Here is a 20627-nt window from a genome sequence, read left to right on the forward strand (position 1 = left end):
ATAAAACATTCGTTGTTCAGGAGACAGCCCTTGCACGTTCGAAACCGGGAACAAGCTATTGAAGAGCTTCATAGTGTCGATGATTTGATACGCTGGAGTGTCAGCCAACTTAACCAGTCCGATGTGTATTACGGCCATGGCACGGACAACCCTATTGACGAGACTCGGGCGCTTCTGAGTTATGCGTTACAGCTGACCACAGAGCAGTTGGCTGCGATGGGGCACTGCCGTGTGCTGACGAGCGAAAAACACGAGTTTATTGAACTGTTGAACCAACGCATTGAACACAAAATGCCGGCTGCGTATTTAACCCATCAAGCGTATTTTGCCGGTTTACCTTTTTACGTGGACGAACGCGTTTTGGTACCACGCTCACCCATAGCCGAACTTATTGAGAACGGCTTCCAGCCTTGGTTAACTGAGCAACCTAAGCGAGTACTGGACTTGTGTACGGGCGGTGGTTGTATTGCGATTGCGTGCGCTTATGCATTTCCTGAAGCCGAAGTGGATGCGTTGGACTTGTCGACAGAAGCGCTGGAAGTGGCTGAGTTTAATATTGAGCAGCATGGGTTACTGAATCAGGTCACGCCTATTCAGTCAGACTTATTCTCCGCTGTGCAAAATGAAAAGTACGACCTCATTGTGACGAACCCGCCTTATGTGGATGCCGAAGACATGGCTGACTTGCCTGAGGAGTATCATCATGAGCCTGAGCTGGGTCTGGCTGCTGGCGAAGATGGCTTAATTCTGGTTGATAAAATGCTCATGGAAGCGGCTGACCGACTGAATGACAATGGACTTTTTGTCTGCGAAGTAGGCAACTCGATGCCGGCGCTGGCACAAAAGTACCCGCGCACGCCATTTACCTGGTTAGAATTTCAAAATGGTGGCGACGGCGTCTTTTTGTTGACCAAAGAGCAGCTTGAAGAACATAAGCAGTATCAATTAAACCATTCAAAGCAGGGCTAACGCATGCCGGGAAATTCGTTTGGACAACTGTTTAAAGTCACCACCTTTGGTGAAAGCCATGGCCCGTCATTAGGTGCGGTGGTTGATGGCTGCCCGCCGGGTCTTAAGCTCTCTGAAGCGGACTTGCAGGAGGCGCTGGACAGACGTCGCCCGGGTCAAAGTCGTTATACAACGGCGCGTCGCGAAGCCGATGAGGTACGCATTCTTTCCGGTGTGTTTGAAGGCAAAACCACAGGTACGCCTATTGGCTTGCTTATTGAAAATACCGACCAACGCAGTCAGGACTACTCGAAAATTAAAGATATCTTTCGTCCGGGGCATGCAGACTACACCTACGAGCATAAATACGGTATTCGGGACTACCGAGGTGGTGGGCGCTCGTCAGCTCGTGAAACGGCAATGCGTGTGGCGGCCGGTGCTATTGCAGAAAAACTGTTAGCGCAGCAGGGCATTAAAACTCAGGCTGCGTTAACGCAAATGGGTAGCATTAAAGCGGAGCAAATAGACTGGCAGGAAGTCAGAAATAACGAACTGTTTTGTGGTGACGTTAATGCCATTGAGCCTATGCAAACGCTTATTAAACAGCTGCTTAAAGAGGGCGACTCGATAGGTGCGCGTATTCGGGTTCAGGCAACTGGGGTACCGCCGGGCTGGGGAGAGCCGGTATTTGACCGCTTAGATGCTGACTTAGCGAAAGCGCTCATGAGCATTAATGCCGTGAAAGCAGTCAGTATTGGTGCCGGTTTTGATGTGGTGACCCAAAAAGGCTCTGAGCACAGAGATGAAATGACCAAGACGGGCTTTTTGTCGAACCACAGTGGTGGTGTATTGGGCGGTATTTCCAGCGGTCAGCCAGTTATTGCTGACATTGCACTGAAGCCGACTTCCAGCATATCCATAAGCGGACAAACCATCGACAAATGGGGCAATGACCAACCCGTTGTTACAAAAGGGCGTCATGACCCTTGCGTGGGCATTCGGGCGGTGCCGATTGTTGAAGCCATGACCTCATTGGTATTGGTTGATCACTGGTTGCGGCAACGGGCTCAGAACGCGCAGGTGAAAACAGAAACCCCCGATATTAGTCGTTAATCAATAGCATTTTAGACGTATGCCAAACGAGTCGACACATCATTATTCTTATTTAATTGATATATTTAGCGATTGTTTTCGTAATAGTTATGACACGGTCTTGGTGGCGGGTGATGACGAGCCATATTACGAACCGGGGAAGGGCGGCGAGCCGCATAAAGTGGTGTTTGCGCACGGCTTTTTTGCCTCAGCGCTACACGAAACCGCGCACTGGTGTATTGCGGGTGAAGAGCGTCGGCAACAGTTCGATTACGGCTACTGGTATGAGCCCGATGGACGTAATGAGCAGCAACAGCGTGAGTTTGAGCAAGTAGAGCGAAAACCACAGGCGCTGGAGTGGCTGTTTTCGCTATGTGCCGGTTTTAAGTTTGACGTCAGTGTTGATAACTTAAGCGGTGTTGAGGTAGACCGATATGCCTTTCGAAAAGAGGTTGCTCAGCAATTAATGAGTTATTTGGAAACCGATTCGCTGCCACCAAGAGCAAAGACATTTGCAAAAGCGCTGTGTAGGGCGTTTAATTGTGAATGGCCAAGCTGCCAAATGATTAAGGATTAACAAGGAGTTACTTATGTTTTTAAGAGCACTATTAGTTACTGTTGCTGTTTTAGGACTGAGCGCTTGTGAAACCATTGAAGGTGCAGGTAAGGACTTAGAAAAAGCCGGTGAAGCTATTCAGGACGAAGCAAACGAAGAGTAACAATGACAGCAGTAAACCGTTTAACGGTTGGCCTGGTGGTTAATCCGTACGCAGGTATAGGCGGCGCCATTGCTTTAAAAGGAAGTGATGGCGCCGATGTTCGTGAAAAGGCACTTAACGCGGGAGCAGAGCGTAAAGCGATGCAGCGTGCTGAAACGGCCTTGAAACTTCTTCAAAATTACCAAGAACAGCTCAATTTTGTCACTTGTGGTGGCGAAATGGGCGCAAATGTATTGAAGTCGCTTGGTTTTTCTTATCAAACGGTATTTACCCCAAATGCTCAAGAAACGTCTCCGGAAGACACCAAGCAAGCGGTAAAAGCGATTGTTGATAAAGGCGTCGATATCTTGTTGTTTGCTGGTGGTGATGGCACTGCTCGCGATGTTTACTCTGTGGTCCCTGAAAAACAGTTAGTGTTAGGCATTCCCGCCGGCGTGAAAATACACTCGGGTGTGTATGCAATCAGCCCAACCGCTGCGGGTAGAGTCATTGAAAAAATTCTCAAAGGGGAGCTTTCAAGTATTCACGAGTCCGACGTGATGGATATTGACGAGAACGCTTTTAGAGAAGGCATTGTGAAAGCGCGGCGTTTTGGCGAGATGTCAGTACCGGCTGAACTTGAATATGTTCAGGCAGTAAAAATGGGTGGCAAAGAAAGCGACGAACTGGTGCTCGATGACATTGCTGCGGAAGTGATAGAGCGTGTTGACGATGAGCTGCTGGTCATGGGCTCAGGCTCGACCGTTGCCGCTATCATGAATGAAATGGGTATTGAGAATACCTTGCTGGGTGTTGATCTTGTCCAAGATGAAACCTTGCTAAAAAATGACGTCACAGAGAAAGAGTTGTTTGAGGCTGTTTCTAATGCCAGCCCGAGTGCATCAGGCGCCGTAAAACTGGTGATTACGCTGATTGGCGGGCAAGGACACCTGTTTGGGCGCGGTAATCAGCAGATAAGCCCGCGGGTGATTCGTGCCATTGGCAAAGACAATATTTGGGTAGTGGCTACCAAGACCAAGCTACAGTCCTTAAATAACCAGCCTCTGCGAGTGGATACGGGCGACAGTGAGCTCGATAACGAATTGTCGGGAACGATTCGGGTTATTACCGGCTACCACGATGAAGTGCTTATGCCCGTGGCAGCCGTCAGTTAATTTAAAACTGTGATTTAGGTAAATGAACGACTAAGCCGTCGAGTTCGTCAGTGACTTCAATTTGGCAACTTAGGCGGCTGTTATCCTGAGGCTCCATAACCATATCAATCATGTCTTCTTCTTGCTCAGATGGTTCTGGAATTTTACCCTGCCATTCTTTGGGAATGTAGCAGTGGCAGGTGGCGCATGACATAACCCCACCACACTCGCCAACAATACCGTCAATAAAATTATCGACAGCGGCTTCCATGACGTTGGTTCCGGCTTCTACGTCGGCTTCAAATTGGTTTCCGTCGGCATCAACAAAGTAAACTGTAGGCATGGTTAATTGGGTTTCCTGTAAATTATTTAAAAAGTGAACAACAAATTTTGTGCCAATTAGGATAAAATACCTGCCTTTTAACCACAACGCCAAACTTCAAGGTTTCTCATGTTGGAAAAACTGTTTTCGATAAAAGCCAATGGCAGCTCCATAAAGTCGGAAGTCATTGGTGGCTTCACGACCTTCCTGACCATGGCTTACATTATTTTTGTGAACCCCTCCATTTTAAGTGAAACCGGAATGGACTACGGTGCGGTGTTCGTTGCGACTTGTTTGGCAGCGGCTATTGGCTGTTTAGTCATGGGTTTTTGGGCAAACTATCCTGTGGCGTTGGCGCCTGGTATGGGCTTGAATGCCTTTTTCACCTATACCGTTGTTTTCAGTATGGGATACACCTGGCAGACGGCGTTAGGTGCGGTGTTCTTTTCGGGCTGTATTTTCTTTTTATTGTCGGCATTTCGCGTCAGAGAGTGGATTATTAAGTCCATTCCACCAACGCTTCGTTTAGCGATAGCGGCCGGAATTGGCGCGTTTTTGGCGTTAATTGGTTTGCAAAACGCCAATATCATCGTTGCTAATGACGCGACTATGGTAACGTTAGGTGAGCTGGGTGAGCCGTCGGTATTACTTGCTGCTGCGGGCTTCTTTTTAATTATTGGTTTGGTTGCACGCGGAGTTCAGGGTGCTGCTCTTATTAGTATTCTGGCGGTAACTTTCATTGCCTGGCTGACAGGGTTAGTTGACTATAACGGTCTTGTATCTACACCACCGAGCTTAGCGCCAACCTTCCTTCAAATGGATTTAGCCGCTGCTTTCGATCTCGGTATGCTGTCGGTTATTTTTGCCTTTCTGTTCGTTGATTTATTCGATACATCGGGTACTTTACTTGCCGTTGCACAAAAGGCCGGTTTAGCGAAAGCCGACGGCCATATGCCTCGTTTGAACAAAGCGCTGATGGCGGACAGCACCGCGACAGTAGCTGGTTCAATGCTGGGTACGTCGACCACCACTAGCTACATTGAATCTGCGGCGGGGGTGGCCTCTGGCGGCAAAACAGGCTTAGCGGCTGTTGTGGTTGGTATCTTGTTCTTATTGGCGATGTTCTTTGCGCCACTGGCTGGAATGATTCCAGCCTACGCAACAGCGGGCGCTATTATTTATGTCGCCGTACTCATGCTTTTCACGTTAAAAGATGTGAAGTGGGACGACATTACTGAAGCAGCCCCCGTCGCTGTGGTTTTATTAATGACACCGTTGACGTTTTCGATAGCGGACGGTATCGCTTTGGGCTTCATTAGTTATGTGGTCGTGAAGCTTCTAGGTGGCAAATACAGTGACTTAACGCCAAGTGTGGTGCTGTTAGGTGCTTTATTTATCGCAAAATTCATTTGGTTAGGGTAGTAACATTATGGGATGGCATTCAAATCGCGAATTTTTCGTTTCCTGGGAAGAATTACACCGTGCTACACGTGAGCTGGCGCGTCGGCAGTTACCCGCTGAGCAGTATAAAGGCATTATTGCGGTAAGCCGTGGCGGTTTAGTACCTGCCGCTATTGTAGCGCGTGAATTGAACATTCGTGTGGTTGACTGTGTCGCTGTCAGCTCTTATGACCATGACGAACAACGTGATGACTTGCAGCTGTTGAAAGACGTTACTGCAACTGGAGATGGTGAAGGTTTCTTAGTCGTCGATGATTTGGTTGATACGGGCAACACATTGAAATTTCTGCGTGACCGCCTGCCAAAAGCTAAGTTTGTGACTGTTTATGCAAAACCGGCGGGTATGGACTTAGTTGATGACTTTGTTGCTGACTTAGAGCAAGACACTTGGATTCACTTCCCGTGGGACATGCACTTGCACTATGTCGAGCCATTAGCGGGGCAAGAGTCGTAAGAAACGATTTTAAGTGCTTCATAAACAAAAAGGCCTGATACGATATCAGGCCTTTTTAATTTGGGGCTAAGAGCGAATTAAGCAAATTGCCCAAGGACGAAATCAACACACTGATCAATATCGACTTTCTGCTTCTCGCCACCGGCTCTAGACTGGTATTCAACTTGGTTTTCATCAAGGTTGCGCTCACCAACCACTATTTGATGAGGGACACCAATAAGCTCCATGTCGGTGAACATCACGCCAGGACGTTCTTTACGGTCGTCAAACAGAACATCAATGCCCTGAGACTTTAATTCTTCGTACAGCTTCTCAGCAGCAGCTTGAACGCGTGCAGACTTGTGCATGTTCATTGGCACAATAGCGACCTGGAATGGTGCTAATGCGTCCGGCCAGCGAATGCCTCGGTCGTCGTTATGTTGCTCAATAGCTGCCGCAACAATTCGGGAGACACCAATACCATAACAGCCCATGGTCAGCGTTTCGTGTTTACCGGTTTCTGAGAGCACACCGACTTTCATCGCGTCGCTGTATTTTTTGCCTAACTGGAAAATATGACCCACTTCAATACCGCGTGCAATTTTCACTTTACCGTTACCACACGGGCTGGGGTCGCCTTCAACGACATTACGAATATCAACGACATCAAAATCGTTAACATCGCGTTCCCAGTTGACGCCGGTTAACCACTGACCATTTTCGTTGGCACCACAGGCAAAGTCGGCTAAATGCGCAGCGCTTCTGTCGACCAATAACGGCAGTTTACTGTTCACTACACCAATGTACGCAGCTTCAACATCGGTTGCTTTTTCGGTTTGTGTCAGTACTTCTATTGGTGTAGCGACTTGAGGTAGCTTCTCTGCTTTCACGCTGTTGAGTTCGTGATCAGCACGCAGGACTAGTTGAACGTATTCTGCTTCAATCTCGTCTGACGCTTTAACAATGACGGACTTAACCGCCTGCTGACTCTCGACTGACAAAGGTTGAAGTACAGCGGCTAATTCATCACCGTGTACTTCATGTTTAGCCATGTCTTGAACGCCCTCAGGGCGTTCGCCCGCAGGCGCCAGAGCTTCAGCCATTTCCACATTTGCTGCGTAATCAGAGGCATCAGAGAAGGCGATAGCGTCTTCGCCTGAGCTTGCTAATACATGAAACTCGTGAGAGCTGTTACCACCAATAGAGCCGGTATCGGCAATGACCGGACGGAAGTCTAAACCTAAGCGCTCGAATATACGGCTGTACGCTTTGTACATGGCGTCATAGGTTTCCTGCAGCGACTCTTGGCTCAAATGGAAAGAGTAGGCGTCTTTCATAATAAATTCGCGTGCACGCATCACACCAAAACGAGGGCGAATTTCGTCACGGAATTTGGTTTGTATTTGGAACAGAGTTAAAGGTAACTGTTTATAGCTGCTGACTTCTTTGCGCACTAACTCACTGATGATCTCTTCATGCGTTGGACCCAGTAAAAAGTCACGCTGGTTACGATCCTTTAAGCGCAGTAGCTCTGGGCCGTAATCGTCCCAGCGACCAGATTCTTGCCAGAGGTCAGCCGGCTGAACCATCGGCATTAGTATTTCCAATGCATTAATGGCTTCCATTTCCTCACGGACAACCGCTTCCACCTTGCGCAGAACGCGCAAGCCCGTTGGAGTCCAATTATAAAGGCCGGCAGCGACTTTTCGTATCATACCGGCTCTTAACATCAACTTGTGGCTCGCAATTTCAGCGTCAGACGGAGTTTCTTTTAGCGTTGATAATAAATATTGGCTACTGCGCATAGTCTGGCAATTCTCTGCAAATTGGGTGGTCAAAAATTAGGGCGAAGTTTAGCAGTGTCTGTTGAAGGTCAAAAGCCTTTTACAGGGTATTTTGTATAATTTCTTCAACAAAAACCGTATTTTCCTCCACGTACCAACGAATATTATAGTCAAAAAGCGCCGTTCCGTAGCGCCTGTCGGTGCGTTTCTCTTTATGATACGCCGGACGGGGGTCTTGTTGAAGTACTTCGATTATAGCCGTCTCCAGAGCTTGAGGGGCTTTGGAGGTTTGCTCTAATTGATGTTTGGCGTTATCTAATAGCTGGACATTAAGGACATTGGGCGTGTTGTCAGCAAAACCACCTTTAGCATTGGGTACAGCGTCGACGTATGGAATATAAGGCTTAATATCGACAATAGGCGTGCCGTCCACAATATCAGCTCCGCGTACGGCTAACTTCACATTTGGGCTCGTTTCTACGCTAATAAGTTCAACAACAGACAGCCCTAACTGGTTGGGACGAAAAGGTGCTCGCGATGCGAAAACGCCGACAGATTCGTTGCCTCCTAATCTTGGCGGTCGCACCTTCTCTTGCCAATGGCTGTGTTGATGAAACTCGAAAACAAGCCATAAATGTGAAAACTGCTCGATACCCTTTACGGCTTGGGCATGATCGTAGTCGCCGGTTAGCTCAACGGTGGAATAAATGTTCGGTGTAAGACGGCTTTGCCTGGGCACGCTGAATTTTTCAGGGTAGGGCGTTCTGATATGCGCAATAGGTGTCAATTTTTGCTGGCTTTTCATCAAGTTGTTTTGTCTGTTCAATAATAGTCGATTTGACCATATTATTGCGCTTTTGCCTAACTTAAGAATCGCTGGCTATTTAAGTGATTGAATTTTATGAGTTTATTTTTTTGGCACAGCGATTGCAGAATAGCAGTAACCATTTGAGGTTATTACTGACTAATCATGAATACGTGCTACCAAAAAAGGAAAAGCAAAATGATGAAGCATAAAATTTGGCCGTTAACACTGGCGTTTATTGGTTTAGTGACTTTAAGTACAGCAGCCTTTGCGAAGGAAAAAGAATTATCGGAGAGCTATATTGTTGACTCTGAGACAGAGCTTCACATAGACGCTACTGTAGGAACGGTTGAAATTGAGCCGTCAGACAATGAAGCAGTAGAAATTGAATTGCGCGTTGAGTCAGATGGTGACAGTTGGTTTACCAGCGGTGGTGACATCGACGCAGTATTAATAAAAAGCGAAAGAAAAGGTAATAAGTTGATGGTGTCGGCAACGCCTGCGGACGATATGGTTCAGCATTGGGTGGTTCGAGTACCGAACGTTAAGCAACTTGATTTAGAGTTAGGTGTTGGCGAAATTAGCGGGCTTCTGCCTTTTGTAAACAGTGACATCGAGCTGGGTGTTGGCGATATCGACTTAGATCTGAGTGCTGGTGACTACAAAGAAGTGAAAGCATCGGTCGGTGTCGGTGATACGCGCTTGGATAACTTTGCTAACAGTAATGAGGAGCGCATGGTCGTGACATCTGAATCAAGTTATGAAGGCGCTGGCTCAGTGACGGTTGAAGTCGAAGTGGGAGTGGGCGACGTACGTCTTAGTAAGCTAGATAACTAAGACGTTTAATCGACCCACTGAATAGCACGCCCGGCGCAACTGACTTCACTATAACAAATGGAGTCCGCGTCGGGTTTTAAATGAAAACACTGTGTTTCAATAATGGCATCGGCTTTAAAGCGAGCGGCATCTGCTCGTAATGCCTTTAGCGCTTCGCTTTCTGACGCAGGATCAGCTTTATACTCTCGCTGGCAACTTTCCCCATTAACAATACTGACCATTTTGTAGTTTGAACTGGGCAAACTTCCGAGCCGATAAATATCAGCGGAATGTGGTGACCAACTCACAGGCGAACCAGAGCTGCTCGGTAAGATCGAGCAGCCTGTTAATGTTATTAGTGGTATTGAAACTATCAGTAATGGAAAGCGCAACTTGTATCCTTGCGTTTTTGTTTTTTCATAGCCTAATCAAGCTTTAGACTTTGTTCAACAAAAAGCGCTACTTAATTAAAAAAGACGCCAGCGGCTTGCCATTATCTAAGGCCGTTTTCATCGGTTTTGGCATTCGGCCTTGGCCTGTCCAGGTTTGACGGTTTCCTTCATCGTCAATGTATTCATATTTAGGCGGCTTCGGTGCGCGTTTTTTGGTGGTTTTTACAATGGGGTCACCACCTAGCTCTTGTTCAAGAATATCTGAAAGCTCAATACCAGCATCGGCCATGGCGGCTTTAAATTCTTTTATTTTTTTTGACTTTTCTTGCTGTTCCCGAAGCTTTTGGGCTTCTTCCTCTCTGCGTTTTGCGACGACGGAATCAAATTTTTCTTTTATTGCTTCTAACTCTTCAATTGAAAGAGACTTTAACGCCGACTTTAAACGTCTTTCGTGACGGATAATATTTAAAAACTCACTCATACTGACTTTCCTAGTTTTAGTTATTTAATTATTTAGAATAATAACGCCTGATGAAAAAGGCAGCAATAAAATAAGGTCTAAAACAGAAAAAGAGCGATAAGCGCTCTTTTTCTATCTAATATTAGTGGTGCTTAAGAGATATTATTGTCACCGTTATTATCGTCGTCATCTGAGTCATTATCAGAGTCGTCTTTCTTATCCTTTAGTGACTGACGCTTCTCTTTCATTTCATGTTTGCGTTTTTCTTTTTCAGCTTTCCATTTTTCTTTTTTCTCTTCTTTAGCGTACTTTCTTTTCTCTTTTTCTAATTTGCGCTCTTCTTTTTCATACTTCCGCTCTTCCTTATCTGCTTGCATTTCGGCTTTGTGTTCCGCCTTACGCTCCATCATCTCAGCCTTGTGCTCTTCATGCATCGCTTCCATCTCCGCTTTGCGTTCTTCACGCATGGCTTCCATATCAGCTTTAAGTTCCTGTTTGTCTTGCTTCATTTCAGCTGTTTTTTTAGTTTCTTCCGCTTTTTGCTGAGCTAAAGCAGACCCGCTGAAAACTAATAAAGCAGCGAAAAGTGATGTTATTCCTAAATTGCTATGTTTCATAATAGTCACCTCATATCTTCGTTTTAATTAGGTTTAGTCCAGAACGTTTATTTCTACAAGCTCTAAAAAATAAAACACCCAGACATATAGCATGCCTGGGTGTTTTTATAAGTGACCTTTACAGAACAATTACATATTCGGGTAAGTTGGTCCGCCGCCACCTTCAGGAACGACCCAAGTAATATTTTGACTGGGATCTTTAATGTCACAGGTTTTGCAATGTATGCAGTTTTGGGCGTTTATTTGGAAAACTTCTTTTCCGTCTTCCTCCACAACTTCATACACTCCTGCAGGGCAGTAGCGTTGTGCAGGTTCAGCGTATTCCGGTAAATTAACTTTTAATGGAATATCGTCATCTTTTAGTTTTAGATGACATGGTTGGTCTTCAGCATGGTTCGTATTCGATAAAAACACAGAAGACAGGCGATCAAAGGTTAATTTATTATCCGCTTTAGGGTAGTCAATAGGCTTGAAATTGCGAGCCTTACCGGTCGCTTTATAATCGGGTGTCCACTCTTTGAATTTAAACGGAAGTTTTCCGCCAAACCAGTTCTGGTCGACCATATTATAAGCGCCACCTAGCATCGTGCCGAGTTTATGAACAGCACCACCGAAGTTGCGTGAACGATATAACTCGTCGTACACCCATGATGATTCAAAACGTTCTGTGTATTGCGCCGCTTCGGTATTCGCGTTGCCAGCTTTTAATTCATCAAACAGCGTTTCAGCGGCAATCATGCCTGACTTCATTGCCGTATGATTCCCTTTAATTTTAGAGAAGTTCAATGTGCCTGCGTTGCAGCCAACAATTAAACCACCAGGGAAAGTCATTTTAGGTAATGAATAGTAACCACCTTTGGCAATAGCCCGGGCGCCATAAGATACACGCTTACCGTTTTCGATAATCTGCTTAATAGCCGGATGCGTCTTGAAGCGCTGGAATTCCTGAAAAGGGTTCACGTACGGGTTTTCATAGTTTAAATCGACAATCAGACCCAGGTACACTTGACCGTCTTCAGCGTGATAAAGGTAGCCGCCACCGTTAGCATGACCTTCTAAAGGCCAGCCGGCGGTGTGCACCACCTTACCTGGTTCGTGCAGCTCTTCAGGAATGTCCCATATTTCTTTAAAGCCAAGACCGTAGTGTTGTGGAGTGGCGTCTTTGTCCAGCTCAAACTGATTAATAAGCTGCTTGCCCAAGTGACCACGGCAGCCTTCTGCAAAGACGGTGTATTTTGCTCTTAGCTCCATACCCGGCATGTAGCCGTCTTTTTCAGAACCGTCTTTTGCGACACCCATATCACCAGTTTGTATACCGGCGACAGAGCCGTCATCGTTGTAGAGTAGCTCCGCGGCTGAAAAACCAGGGAAAATTTCAATGCCTAACTGTTCAGCTTGTTCAGCCATCCAGCGGCACAGGTTTCCCATACTGGCAATATAGTTACCTTTATTGTGAAAGGTTTTAGGCACCGAAAAGTTGGGTAAACGACTGAAACTTTCTTCGTCTTTTAGTAACAGAATGTCGTCACCGGTCACTTCGGTGTTAAGCGGTGCCCCTCGATCTTTCCAGTCTGGAAATAGTTCGTTTAAAGCGCGAGGCTCAAATACCGCGCCCGATAAAATGTGAGCGCCAATGTCTGCACCTTTCTCAACAACACAAATCATCAGCTCTTGCTCGTTTTCCTGAGCCAGCTGACCGAGTCGACATGCCGTCGCTAAACCCGCAGGGCCAGCTCCAACTATAACGACATCAAATTCCATGCTTTCGCGTTCCACGTGAACCTCCACTTAATTCAGGCTATTTGTATTGGTATTAGCCCGTTGTACTGCTGTAATAATTGAGTCACTTGTTGAGCGGGAATAGGTTTGCTGAATAAGTAACCCTGACCGGTCGCGCACTCTCTATGCAGCAGGAACTCAACTTGTTCTTCCGTTTCAATGCCTTCTGCAACCAATTGGATATTTAAGTTGCGTGCTAAGCTAATAATTGTTTGAGTAATGGTCGCATCATCTTCGTTATCCGGTAAGTCTTTCACGAAGGAACGATCAATTTTCAGCGACGTTACCGGGAAGTTCTTCAAATAAGAAAGTGACGAATAACCCACACCGAAATCATCAATGGCTAATGACATGCCGTATTCACGCACTGAGTGCATAAAACGGGTGTGCGACTGTATATTCTCAATAAAAACTTGCTCGGTAAGCTCGAGTTCAACTTTATTTGGGGGCAGTTTGGCTTCGTTAACCTTTTCGATAACATCGTCGGCAAAGTCTGGCAGGTGGAGCTGCTTACCTGAAATATTAATCGCGATACTCAGCTCAGTGAAGCCAAGCTCATGCCATTGCTTCAGCTGTAAAAACGATTCGCGCATAACGTATTCCGAAATAGGAATGATTAAACCGGTATCTTCGGCTAACGGAATAAACTTATCGGGCGGAATGATCGAGCCGTCCTCACCTACCCAACGAACTAACGCTTCAAACCCGGTAATACGTCGACTACTAAGCTCGACTTTAGGCTGGTAATAGACAGTCAACTGCTGTTTATTCACCGCATGACGTAAGCGTTTAACCAGTTCGAGTTTTTTAGTTAAATCTTTATGAATGGCTTTATCATAAATTTTGTAGGTATTACGTCCCTGTTCTTTAGCTTGATAAAGCGCGGTGTCGGCATTACGAATAAAGTACTCGGCATTAAAATCGGCGTCTTCAGCAAAGGTAATGCCAATAGAGGCGCTGATGAAAAGCTCATAAACATCGACAAAGAAGTGTGCATCCAAAGCCTGGAGTAATCGCTCTGCCAATGTGACTACTTGTTCTCGACTTTCTGTGCTCTCAATTGCCAGCAGGAATTCGTCACCGCCAACACGGGCGAGTTGGCTGTCGGTTGGAGCCAGCTTATTAATTCGACGCGCGACACGTCTTAACAGTTCATCGCCGACGGTATGTCCCAGCGCATCATTCACCTCTTTGAATCGGTCGAGATCAATAAACAACAATGCCGAGTTTGTTCGGGTGTCGGTTCTTTCTAACCATTCGCCCAAAATACGTTTTAGTGCATTTCTATTAATCAGACCGGTAAGAGGGTCGTGCTCCGCCAGGTAGGCCATTTGTTTTTCAACACGCTCACGCTCATCAATTTCACTGTAAAGCTCAATATTAGCATCCGCTAGTTGTTGTGCTTTAAAACGACTTTGCCCCAGGATATACAGTACAAAGGTCAGCGCTGCCGTGATAAACAATCCGGCAAGTAAAACCGCTACAGAAACGGCTCCACGAAGATCGCTCATGTGTTCAGTGGTTGGCCAAACCGACAGTTCCCAGCTATTGCCGACAACCTGCAAGCGACGGCTGTGTGTCCAGTCATCTTTCAACGACGGATCGCCTGCAAATTCGTAGAGTACACCTGAATCGTTACTAATACTGACTTGAAATCCTTCGCTGATATTGGTGCGAATGACGTTGTTGAACATGCTCTGCAAGCTTATTATGAAGCCTAAGAAACCTGGGGTGTCGGAACGTTGAACCCGAACAAAAATGGCGATATCACTGCTTAACTGACCCAAGTTCCCGGCATAGCCCATCATCGCGTGGCGGTTATTTTGTGATTGACTGAGCTGAGCATTGAGTGAGCTGCCGGAGAATACGGAGCCCACCAATGCGGTTTGTTCATTTCTTGGATACAGAAACTGGATTGTCTGGCTGTCATCAAGCCAAACCACATTCTGCACGTTGGGGTAGTAAAGCGTAACAATGTCTGCGTCAGCACTGCGTCGGGAGCTCAAGTTTATTTCGCTTCGTTCCCACTCGCGAGCCAGTAGTTCAGCGACGAATAGATGTGACACAAGGCTCTGACGAATATCTCGCTGTAAACTGTAGGCTTCCGTCTCAAGTGCTTCATGAGCCTGCTCATTTTCAGTGTATCGCAGATAGAAAAATGCGGTGAGAGTGACAGCCACTCCCACAACTGCCGCGATAACGGCTTGCCGCGACCCCTGAATAAACATCATTACTTAGCGTAGCTCCTCTCTGTCCCTGAAGTGTTCGAGTGCTTCAGGGTTCGCTAATGCGTCTGTATTTTTAACGGGCTCGCCATGAACCACGTTACGCACAGCCAATTCGACAATTTTACCGCTTATAGTACGGGGTATGTCGTCAACCTGCAAAATAACGGCTGGCACATGCCGCGGCGTTGCATTTGCACGAATGGTTTTGGCAATAGTTTGCTTGAGCTCGTCGGTAAGCTCAATACCTTCGCGTAATTTAACAAAAAGAACAACGCGCTCGTCGCCTTCGTATTGTTGGCCGATAGCGATACTTTCAAGGACTTGGTCTACTTTTTCCACTTGGCGATAAATTTCGGCGGTGCCGATACGAACACCTCCAGGGTTAAGTACAGCGTCTGAGCGGCCGTGAATTATAACGCCATTGTGCTCCGTTAACTCAGCGAAGTCACCATGCGCCCATGTATTGTCAAAGCGAGCAAAGTAGGCGTTAAAGTAACGCTCCCCGTTGTCATCGCCCCAAAAGCCTACAGGCATGCAAGGGAATGATTTTTCACAAACCAACTCGCCTTTTTCACCGCGTATGGGCTTGCCATTATCATCATAGATATTAACTGCCAGGCCGAGACCACGACACTGAAGTTCGCCACGGTAAACGGGCAGAATAGGGCAGCCCAGTGCAAAGCATGAAATGATATCAGTGCCCCCTGAAATAGAAGACAAGCAGAGATCTTTTTTAATGTCCCGGTACACATAATCAAAGCTTTCCGGGGGCAAAACTGACCCTGTTGTCAGTATGCTTCTTAGTTTTTCCAGTTGGTGGCTTTCTCTGGGTTTTACACCCGCTTTTTCAAGTGCTGCAAGATACTTAGCACTGGTTCCAAAAACAGTAATGTCTTCTTCGTCGGCTACATCCCATAGGAACTCCGGCTCTGGTGCAAACGGCGAGCCATCAAATAAGGTCAGGGTTGCACCAACCGCTAAGCCGCTGACGAGCCAGTTCCACATCATCCAACCGCAGGTGGTGAAATAGAAGAGGTTGTCTTCGGTGTCGAGATCAGTGTGTAAACCGTGTTCTTTCAGGTGTTGTAGTAATGTTCCTCCCGTGCCGTGGACGATGCATTTGGGAACGCCGGTTGTACCGGATGAGAACATGATATAAAGCGGGTCGTTAAAGTCACGCTCGATAAACTCAATTTGAGTGGCGCTACTGTCGGAAAATTCGTCCCATGAAACGACGTTATCGCCGATTAACGTTTCTTGTTGGTCACTGAAGTTAACAATGACGGTTCTTTCAATGCTCGGGATTTTTTCAACGATATCGGCCGTCTTGTCTTTTATATTGAGGTTTTTGCCGTTGTAGAAGTAACCATCTACGGTAATTAGCACCTTTGGCTCAATTTGACCAAACCGATCCAATACACCCTGCACGCCGAAGTCAGGCGAGCACGATGACCAAATTGCGCCCAAGCTGGTGGTAGCCAGCATACCAATAATGGTTTCGATGCAGTTCGGCATCATGGCAGCAACACGGTCGCCAGCGGTGATACCTTGCTGACGAAGCCCGGCGGCAAACGCAGCAACACGGCTATATAGCTCGGCGTAAGTCAGTTGCTGTCGAGCGCCATTTTCACCTCGGAAAATTAACGCAATTTTATTATCTTTATGTCGCAACAAGTTTTCTGCAAAATTCAGTTTTGCTTCAGGAAACCATCTTGCGCCAGGCATTTTATCTTTATCGGTGACAACGGTGGCGCCTTTTTCTCCAATGACATCAAAGTAGTCCCATATCATTGACCAGAAGCTTTCGTCATTATCAACCGACCATTGGTAAAGGTCGTGATAATTGGCCAAAGCGAGACCTTTTGCCGTATTAACTTGCTGCAGGAAATCAGTCATGCGGGCATCGGCAATGGTATCCGCTGACGGTTGCCATAATGCTTCTGAAGTCATTTTATTCCCCTTGTTTTGCTAATTCTGCAATAGCGACTTGCGAGCGAGGTCCGTGGTTGAGCTGTTTACAAATACCAGCACCTGCGGCTATAAGCCTGTTTAAATCGATGCCGGTCTTTATACCCATACCATTCAGCATGTAAACGACGTCCTCAGTAGCAACATTACCGCTTGCGCCTTTGGCATAAGGGCAGCCACCAAGACCAGCAACGGCAGAGTCAATGGTTGCAACACCTAACGGTAGGCACGCCATGATATTGGCCAATGCTTGTCCATAGGTATTGTGGAAATGTAAGGCAAGCTTCTCCATCGGTACTTGGTCGGCAACAGCAGCCAGCATTTCCTGAGCTTTAAGTGGTGTGCCGATACCGATAGTGTCACCTAAAGACACTTCATAACAGCCCATTTCATAAAGCGCTTTGGCGACTTTAACGACATTTTCCAGTGGCACTTCACCTTGGTAGGGACAGCCCAGTACGCAAGAAACATAACCCCGAACGGGTATGTTTTTCTCTTTTGCGGCGGCAATCACTGGCTCGAATCGCTCCAGTGACTCATCAATACTGCAGTTTATGTTTTTTTGTGTAAAGGCTTCCGAGGCGGCTCCAAACACGGCAACTTCGTCCATATTGGCAGCAACTGCCGCTTCAAAGCCTTTCAAATTCGGCGTGAGTCCGGCGTAAGTAACATCTGAACGGCGATTCACCTTTTCCATGACAGCCGTGCTGTCAGCCATTTGCGGCACCCATTTCGGGCTGACGAAGCTGGCGCTCTCAATGTAAGATACGCCAGCATCAGCTAAAGCCTCGATAAGAGCGACCTTAGCTTCAACAGACACAGTTGTTTCGTTCTGCAAACCGTCACGCGGGCCTACTTCAACAATTTTAATCTGTTCTGCAATAGCCATAGTTACTCCGTTTCGCTAACCGCAATGAGTTCATCGCCGTCGCTGACAAGGTCGCCAGCGGCAAAGAAAATATCGGTGATTTCGCCGTCATGGCCAGCGCGTATGGTGTACTCCATTTTCATCGCCTCCATAATGACAAGCGGCTGATCTTTTTCGACGGTATCGCCTTTCGTCACCAGCACCTCCATAATCGTGCCGTTCATAGGCGCAACGTGCCCGCCGTGCGCTGCATCATCGGAGAGGGTATCAGCTACGCGGTGGCGATGGAAAGTGACAGGACCATTGTCGGTAAAGACGGTAATTTGCTGGTCATCTGCGCTGACATAACGAGAGTAACGCATATCACCTGCGGTCAGTGTCAGCTTGTCATCGGTTAGGCTAGCCTGCCAATGAATCGTTTCTTCACTGATACGCTGGGTAAACTCACCATTTCCAACTTCTGTCAGTGAAATGGTGTAATTGTCATCATTGAATTGGAGCGGGATGCTGTGCGTCGCTGCTGAGTTCATTCTAAAGGCATTACCGCTTTGCCATGGAGAGCTGCCACGCTGCTGTTGGCGTTGAATAATATCGAACAGCGCCGCTTCCGTCGCAATTTGCTGATAGTTCACTGAGCTGTCAGGTGCTAAGTCGTTTTGGTGTTGTTGAATGAACTCGGTGGTTAAACTGGTATTTACAAACTCGGGGTGCGATGCCAAACGATGCAGAAAGTCGACATTGGTTGTCAGCCCCGTTAACCGGTATTCACGCAATGCTTTCTGCAGACGAAGCAGGGCACGACGTCGATCGGTATCCCAGACAATGAGCTTGGCGATCATGGGGTCGTAGAAAGCTGAAATTTCATCGCCTTCTTCAATGCCGGTATCAATTCGTACGCCGTTTACTTCAGCTGGTGTGCGTAAATGATTGATGGTACCGGTGCAGGGTAAGAAGTCGTTGTCTGGATCTTCTGCGTAAATACGTGCTTCGAACGCATGACCGTTAACTTGAATATCATTTTGAGCAAGCGGTAATGGTTGACCTGAAGCAACCAGTAATTGCCATTCAACTAAGTCCTGTCCAGTGATCATTTCCGTCACCGGGTGCTCAACCTGCAAGCGAGTATTCATTTCCATAAAGTAGAATTCGCCGCTTTGATCAAACAGGAACTCAACCGTACCAGCACCAACATAATCAATGGCTTGAGCTGCTCGAATAGCGGCTTCACCCATGTCTTTTCGGGTTTTCTCAGTCAGCGCCGGAGCAGGGGCTTCTTCCAGTACTTTTTGATGACGCCGTTGGACTGAACAGTCACGCTCGGCCAAATAGACAGCATTGCCATGTTCGTCGGTAAATACCTGAATTTCCACGTGGCGAGGATTACGAATAAATCGCTCCAACAGCACTTTGTCGTTACCGAAAGAAGACTTCGCTTCACGTTTGGCGGAGCTGAGTGCTTCGTCAAACTCACCCATATTTTCAACCACGCGCATGCCTTTACCACCGCCACCGTATGCGGCTTTTAAAAGCAGTGGGAAGCCAACTTTTTCGGCCTCTGCCTTTAACGTGTCAGTGTCTTGTTCGCTGCCATGATAGCCCGGAACCAATGGTACTCCGGCGTCCTGCATAATAGCCTTTGCAGCACTCTTCGAACCCATTGCTGCGATGGAAGCAACTGGCGGTCCAACAAAGATGATGTCATTGGCCTGACACGCGTCAGCAAAGTCCTCGTTCTCTGATAGAAAGCCATAACCGGGATGGATAGCCTCGGCACCCGTTTGTTTGGCTGCAGCAATAATTTTGTCGCTGCGCAGGTAACTCTCTGTGCTAGCGGCAGGACCAATGTGAACCGCATTGTCAGCTAACTTAACGTGGCGGGCGTTACGGTCGGCATCGGAATAAACGGCGACAGTGCGAATGCCCATTTTCTTTGCCGTTGAAATAATACGGCAAGCGATTTCACCACGGTTCGCAATCAGTAATGTATTGATCATAATGGGACCTGTTTTTAATTCTTATTGAGCCAGGCAGCAGGACGTTTTTCTAAAAACGCACTTAAGCCTTCCTGACCTTCATCCGATACGCGAATTTCTGCAATGGCTTTTATTGTGTGATCGCGTACGTCTTTATTAATAGGACGCGAACCAACGTTGCGAATAAGTTCCTTGCAGGCCGTTACGGCTTGAGGACTGTTGGCTAACAGCGCATCGAGTAAATTATTTAGTGGCTCTTCAAAGTCGTCGACAACGTCATTCACTAAGCCGAGTTTCTGTGCTTCGTCAGCGAAAAAGCGCTCTGCTGTGAGCATGTAACGACGAGACTGTTTTTCACCAATAGTGCGGACAACATAAGGGCTAATAACCGCTGGTATGAGTCCAATTTTGACTTCACTTAAGCAAAAGCTGCTGTGTGGTTGCGCCAGTACAATGTCACAACAAGCGGCTAAACCGACGGCACCGCCGAAAGCGGCACCCTGGACTAACGCAATGCTTGGCTTGCTGAGCAAATCTAAACGCTCCATTAACAGCCCAAGCTCACCGGCGTCTTCAACGTTTTGTTGGTAGTTTTTATCCGCCATAGAGCGCATCCAGTTCAGGTCCGCACCGGCAGAAAAGTTTTTGCCCTCAGAGCGTAATACCAGAACGCGAGCTTGCTCGCTATCTTCGACGTTTTTTAACGCCTGAAGCAATTCTGAAATCATTACGTCGTCAAAGGCGTTATGAACCTCGGGACGATTTAATGTCAGCGTCGCAACACCCTTATCGCTGATATCAAGATTGGTGTATTTTGCCATAATAAATA

20 protein-coding genes are annotated in these 20627 nt (G+C 47.0%); 8 read left to right on the forward strand and 12 right to left on the reverse strand.

The genetic code is table 11. From position 1 onward, the window contains the following. The first annotated feature begins 30 nt into the window (after positions 1-30). From prmB to EST55_RS01490, 5 genes are read left to right on the forward strand one after another with little or no spacing between them, the layout of a single operon-like run. Entirely contained in the window at positions 31-969 is a 939-nt protein-coding gene (prmB, locus tag EST55_RS01470) for a 50S ribosomal protein L3 N(5)-glutamine methyltransferase (RefSeq protein ID WP_129496252.1), read from the forward strand. Positions 970-972: 3 nt separating this feature from the next. After that, entirely contained in the window at positions 973-2061 is a 1089-nt protein-coding gene (gene aroC / locus EST55_RS01475; protein WP_129496253.1) for a chorismate synthase, read from the forward strand. A 19-nt stretch (positions 2062-2080) separates the two neighbouring features. Then, positions 2081-2617 carry an elongation factor P hydroxylase gene (locus tag EST55_RS01480; RefSeq protein WP_129496254.1) on the forward strand — a complete coding sequence of 179 codons (537 nt, stop codon included), beginning with the start codon at positions 2081-2083 and terminating at the stop codon, positions 2615-2617. Positions 2618-2630: 13 nt separating this feature from the next. After that, entirely contained in the window at positions 2631-2759 is a 129-nt protein-coding gene (locus EST55_RS01485; protein WP_100690377.1) for an entericidin A/B family lipoprotein, read from the forward strand. Between the two features lie 2 nt (positions 2760-2761). Then, positions 2762-3913, forward strand: a complete 1152-nt coding sequence (locus EST55_RS01490) for an ATP-NAD kinase family protein (protein ID WP_129496255.1) — start codon at positions 2762-2764, stop codon at positions 3911-3913. A gap of 1 nt (position 3914) precedes the next feature. On the opposite strand, the gene EST55_RS01495 is transcribed toward EST55_RS01490, so the two are convergent. Then, positions 3915-4235, reverse strand: coding sequence for a 2Fe-2S iron-sulfur cluster-binding protein (locus tag EST55_RS01495; RefSeq protein WP_129496256.1), 321 nt, complete (start codon positions 4233-4235; stop codon positions 3915-3917). 108 nt (positions 4236-4343) lie between these two features. Between EST55_RS01495 and EST55_RS01500 the strand changes: the two genes are divergently transcribed. Both EST55_RS01500 and gpt read left to right on the forward strand, forming a co-directional pair. Then, complete coding sequence (locus EST55_RS01500; protein ID WP_129496257.1) at positions 4344-5636, forward strand: NCS2 family permease; 1293 nt, start codon at positions 4344-4346, stop codon at positions 5634-5636. A gap of 7 nt (positions 5637-5643) precedes the next feature. After that, positions 5644-6129, forward strand: a complete 486-nt coding sequence (gpt, locus tag EST55_RS01505) for a xanthine phosphoribosyltransferase (RefSeq protein ID WP_053952736.1) — start codon at positions 5644-5646, stop codon at positions 6127-6129. Positions 6130-6206: 77 nt separating this feature from the next. On the opposite strand, the gene EST55_RS01510 is transcribed toward gpt, so the two are convergent. Further along, positions 6207-7913 (reverse strand): proline--tRNA ligase, encoded by a 1707-nt coding sequence (locus EST55_RS01510; protein WP_129496258.1) that lies wholly within the window; start codon positions 7911-7913, stop codon positions 6207-6209. 79 nt (positions 7914-7992) lie between these two features. After that, positions 7993-8697: a tRNA (N6-threonylcarbamoyladenosine(37)-N6)-methyltransferase TrmO gene (tsaA, locus tag EST55_RS01515; protein WP_129496259.1), complete on the reverse strand. Its 705-nt coding sequence runs from the start codon at positions 8695-8697 to the stop codon at positions 7993-7995. A gap of 198 nt (positions 8698-8895) precedes the next feature. Here tsaA and EST55_RS01520 point away from each other — a divergent pair, with 198 nt between their 5' ends. After that, the gene (locus EST55_RS01520) at positions 8896-9534 is read left to right on the forward strand and encodes a hypothetical protein (protein ID WP_088768442.1); all 639 of its coding nucleotides are present in this window, start codon (positions 8896-8898) and stop codon (positions 9532-9534) included. 5 nt (positions 9535-9539) lie between these two features. Here the strand turns inward: EST55_RS01520 and rcsF are convergent, their stop codons facing one another. From rcsF to EST55_RS01565, 9 genes are all read right to left on the reverse strand, one after another. Next, complete coding sequence (gene rcsF / locus EST55_RS01525) at positions 9540-9821, reverse strand: Rcs stress response system protein RcsF (RefSeq protein WP_100690370.1); 282 nt, start codon at positions 9819-9821, stop codon at positions 9540-9542. Between the two features lie 151 nt (positions 9822-9972). Then, positions 9973-10386 carry an H-NS family nucleoid-associated regulatory protein gene (locus EST55_RS01530; protein ID WP_129496260.1) on the reverse strand — a complete coding sequence of 138 codons (414 nt, stop codon included), beginning with the start codon at positions 10384-10386 and terminating at the stop codon, positions 9973-9975. Between the two features lie 131 nt (positions 10387-10517). Beyond that, positions 10518-10982, reverse strand: a complete 465-nt coding sequence (locus EST55_RS01535; RefSeq protein ID WP_100690368.1) for a hypothetical protein — start codon at positions 10980-10982, stop codon at positions 10518-10520. Between the two features lie 129 nt (positions 10983-11111). Continuing rightward, the gene (locus EST55_RS01540) at positions 11112-12758 is read right to left on the reverse strand and encodes an electron transfer flavoprotein-ubiquinone oxidoreductase (RefSeq protein WP_129496261.1); all 1647 of its coding nucleotides are present in this window, start codon (positions 12756-12758) and stop codon (positions 11112-11114) included. Positions 12759-12775: 17 nt separating this feature from the next. Further along, the gene (locus tag EST55_RS01545) at positions 12776-14992 is read right to left on the reverse strand and encodes an EAL domain-containing protein (RefSeq protein WP_129496262.1); all 2217 of its coding nucleotides are present in this window, start codon (positions 14990-14992) and stop codon (positions 12776-12778) included. A gap of 3 nt (positions 14993-14995) precedes the next feature. Next, positions 14996-16939, reverse strand: coding sequence for an acetoacetate--CoA ligase (locus EST55_RS01550; protein ID WP_129496263.1), 1944 nt, complete (start codon positions 16937-16939; stop codon positions 14996-14998). 1 nt (position 16940) lies between these two features. Continuing rightward, positions 16941-17846: a hydroxymethylglutaryl-CoA lyase gene (locus EST55_RS01555; protein WP_129496264.1), complete on the reverse strand. Its 906-nt coding sequence runs from the start codon at positions 17844-17846 to the stop codon at positions 16941-16943. A gap of 2 nt (positions 17847-17848) precedes the next feature. Continuing rightward, positions 17849-19819, reverse strand: coding sequence for an acetyl/propionyl/methylcrotonyl-CoA carboxylase subunit alpha (locus EST55_RS01560; RefSeq protein WP_129496265.1), 1971 nt, complete (start codon positions 19817-19819; stop codon positions 17849-17851). Between the two features lie 14 nt (positions 19820-19833). Then, complete coding sequence (locus EST55_RS01565; RefSeq protein ID WP_129496266.1) at positions 19834-20619, reverse strand: enoyl-CoA hydratase-related protein; 786 nt, start codon at positions 20617-20619, stop codon at positions 19834-19836. Positions 20620-20627: the final 8 nt, after the last annotated feature.

The sequence above is a fragment of the Idiomarina sp. 29L genome, assembly GCF_004123135.1.
Lineage (GTDB): Bacteria > Pseudomonadota > Gammaproteobacteria > Enterobacterales > Alteromonadaceae > Idiomarina.

What these genes read in the sequence shown, in the direction of transcription:
- EST55_RS01510 (WP_129496258.1), bottom strand. Translation starts at nt 7,913, where the DNA reads ATGCGCAGTAGCCAATATTTATTATCAACGCTAAAAGAAACTCCGTCT.
- EST55_RS01490 (WP_129496255.1), top strand. Translation starts at nt 2,762, where the DNA reads ATGACAGCAGTAAACCGTTTAACGGTTGGCCTGGTGGTTAATCCGTAC.
- gpt (WP_053952736.1), top strand. Translation starts at nt 5,644, where the DNA reads ATGGGATGGCATTCAAATCGCGAATTTTTCGTTTCCTGGGAAGAATTA.
- EST55_RS01535 (WP_100690368.1), bottom strand. Translation starts at nt 10,982, where the DNA reads ATGAAACATAGCAATTTAGGAATAACATCACTTTTCGCTGCTTTATTA.
- EST55_RS01485 (WP_100690377.1), top strand. Translation starts at nt 2,631, where the DNA reads ATGTTTTTAAGAGCACTATTAGTTACTGTTGCTGTTTTAGGACTGAGC.
- EST55_RS01545 (WP_129496262.1), bottom strand. Translation starts at nt 14,992, where the DNA reads ATGATGTTTATTCAGGGGTCGCGGCAAGCCGTTATCGCGGCAGTTGTG.
- EST55_RS01530 (WP_129496260.1), bottom strand. Translation starts at nt 10,386, where the DNA reads ATGAGTGAGTTTTTAAATATTATCCGTCACGAAAGACGTTTAAAGTCG.
- EST55_RS01520 (WP_088768442.1), top strand. Translation starts at nt 8,896, where the DNA reads ATGATGAAGCATAAAATTTGGCCGTTAACACTGGCGTTTATTGGTTTA.
- EST55_RS01565 (WP_129496266.1), bottom strand. Translation starts at nt 20,619, where the DNA reads ATGGCAAAATACACCAATCTTGATATCAGCGATAAGGGTGTTGCGACG.
- EST55_RS01480 (WP_129496254.1), top strand. Translation starts at nt 2,081, where the DNA reads ATGCCAAACGAGTCGACACATCATTATTCTTATTTAATTGATATATTT.
- aroC (WP_129496253.1), top strand. Translation starts at nt 973, where the DNA reads ATGCCGGGAAATTCGTTTGGACAACTGTTTAAAGTCACCACCTTTGGT.
- EST55_RS01500 (WP_129496257.1), top strand. Translation starts at nt 4,344, where the DNA reads ATGTTGGAAAAACTGTTTTCGATAAAAGCCAATGGCAGCTCCATAAAG.
- EST55_RS01495 (WP_129496256.1), bottom strand. Translation starts at nt 4,235, where the DNA reads ATGCCTACAGTTTACTTTGTTGATGCCGACGGAAACCAATTTGAAGCC.
- tsaA (WP_129496259.1), bottom strand. Translation starts at nt 8,697, where the DNA reads ATGAAAAGCCAGCAAAAATTGACACCTATTGCGCATATCAGAACGCCC.
- EST55_RS01560 (WP_129496265.1), bottom strand. Translation starts at nt 19,819, where the DNA reads ATGATCAATACATTACTGATTGCGAACCGTGGTGAAATCGCTTGCCGT.
- EST55_RS01550 (WP_129496263.1), bottom strand. Translation starts at nt 16,939, where the DNA reads ATGACTTCAGAAGCATTATGGCAACCGTCAGCGGATACCATTGCCGAT.
- EST55_RS01555 (WP_129496264.1), bottom strand. Translation starts at nt 17,846, where the DNA reads ATGGCTATTGCAGAACAGATTAAAATTGTTGAAGTAGGCCCGCGTGAC.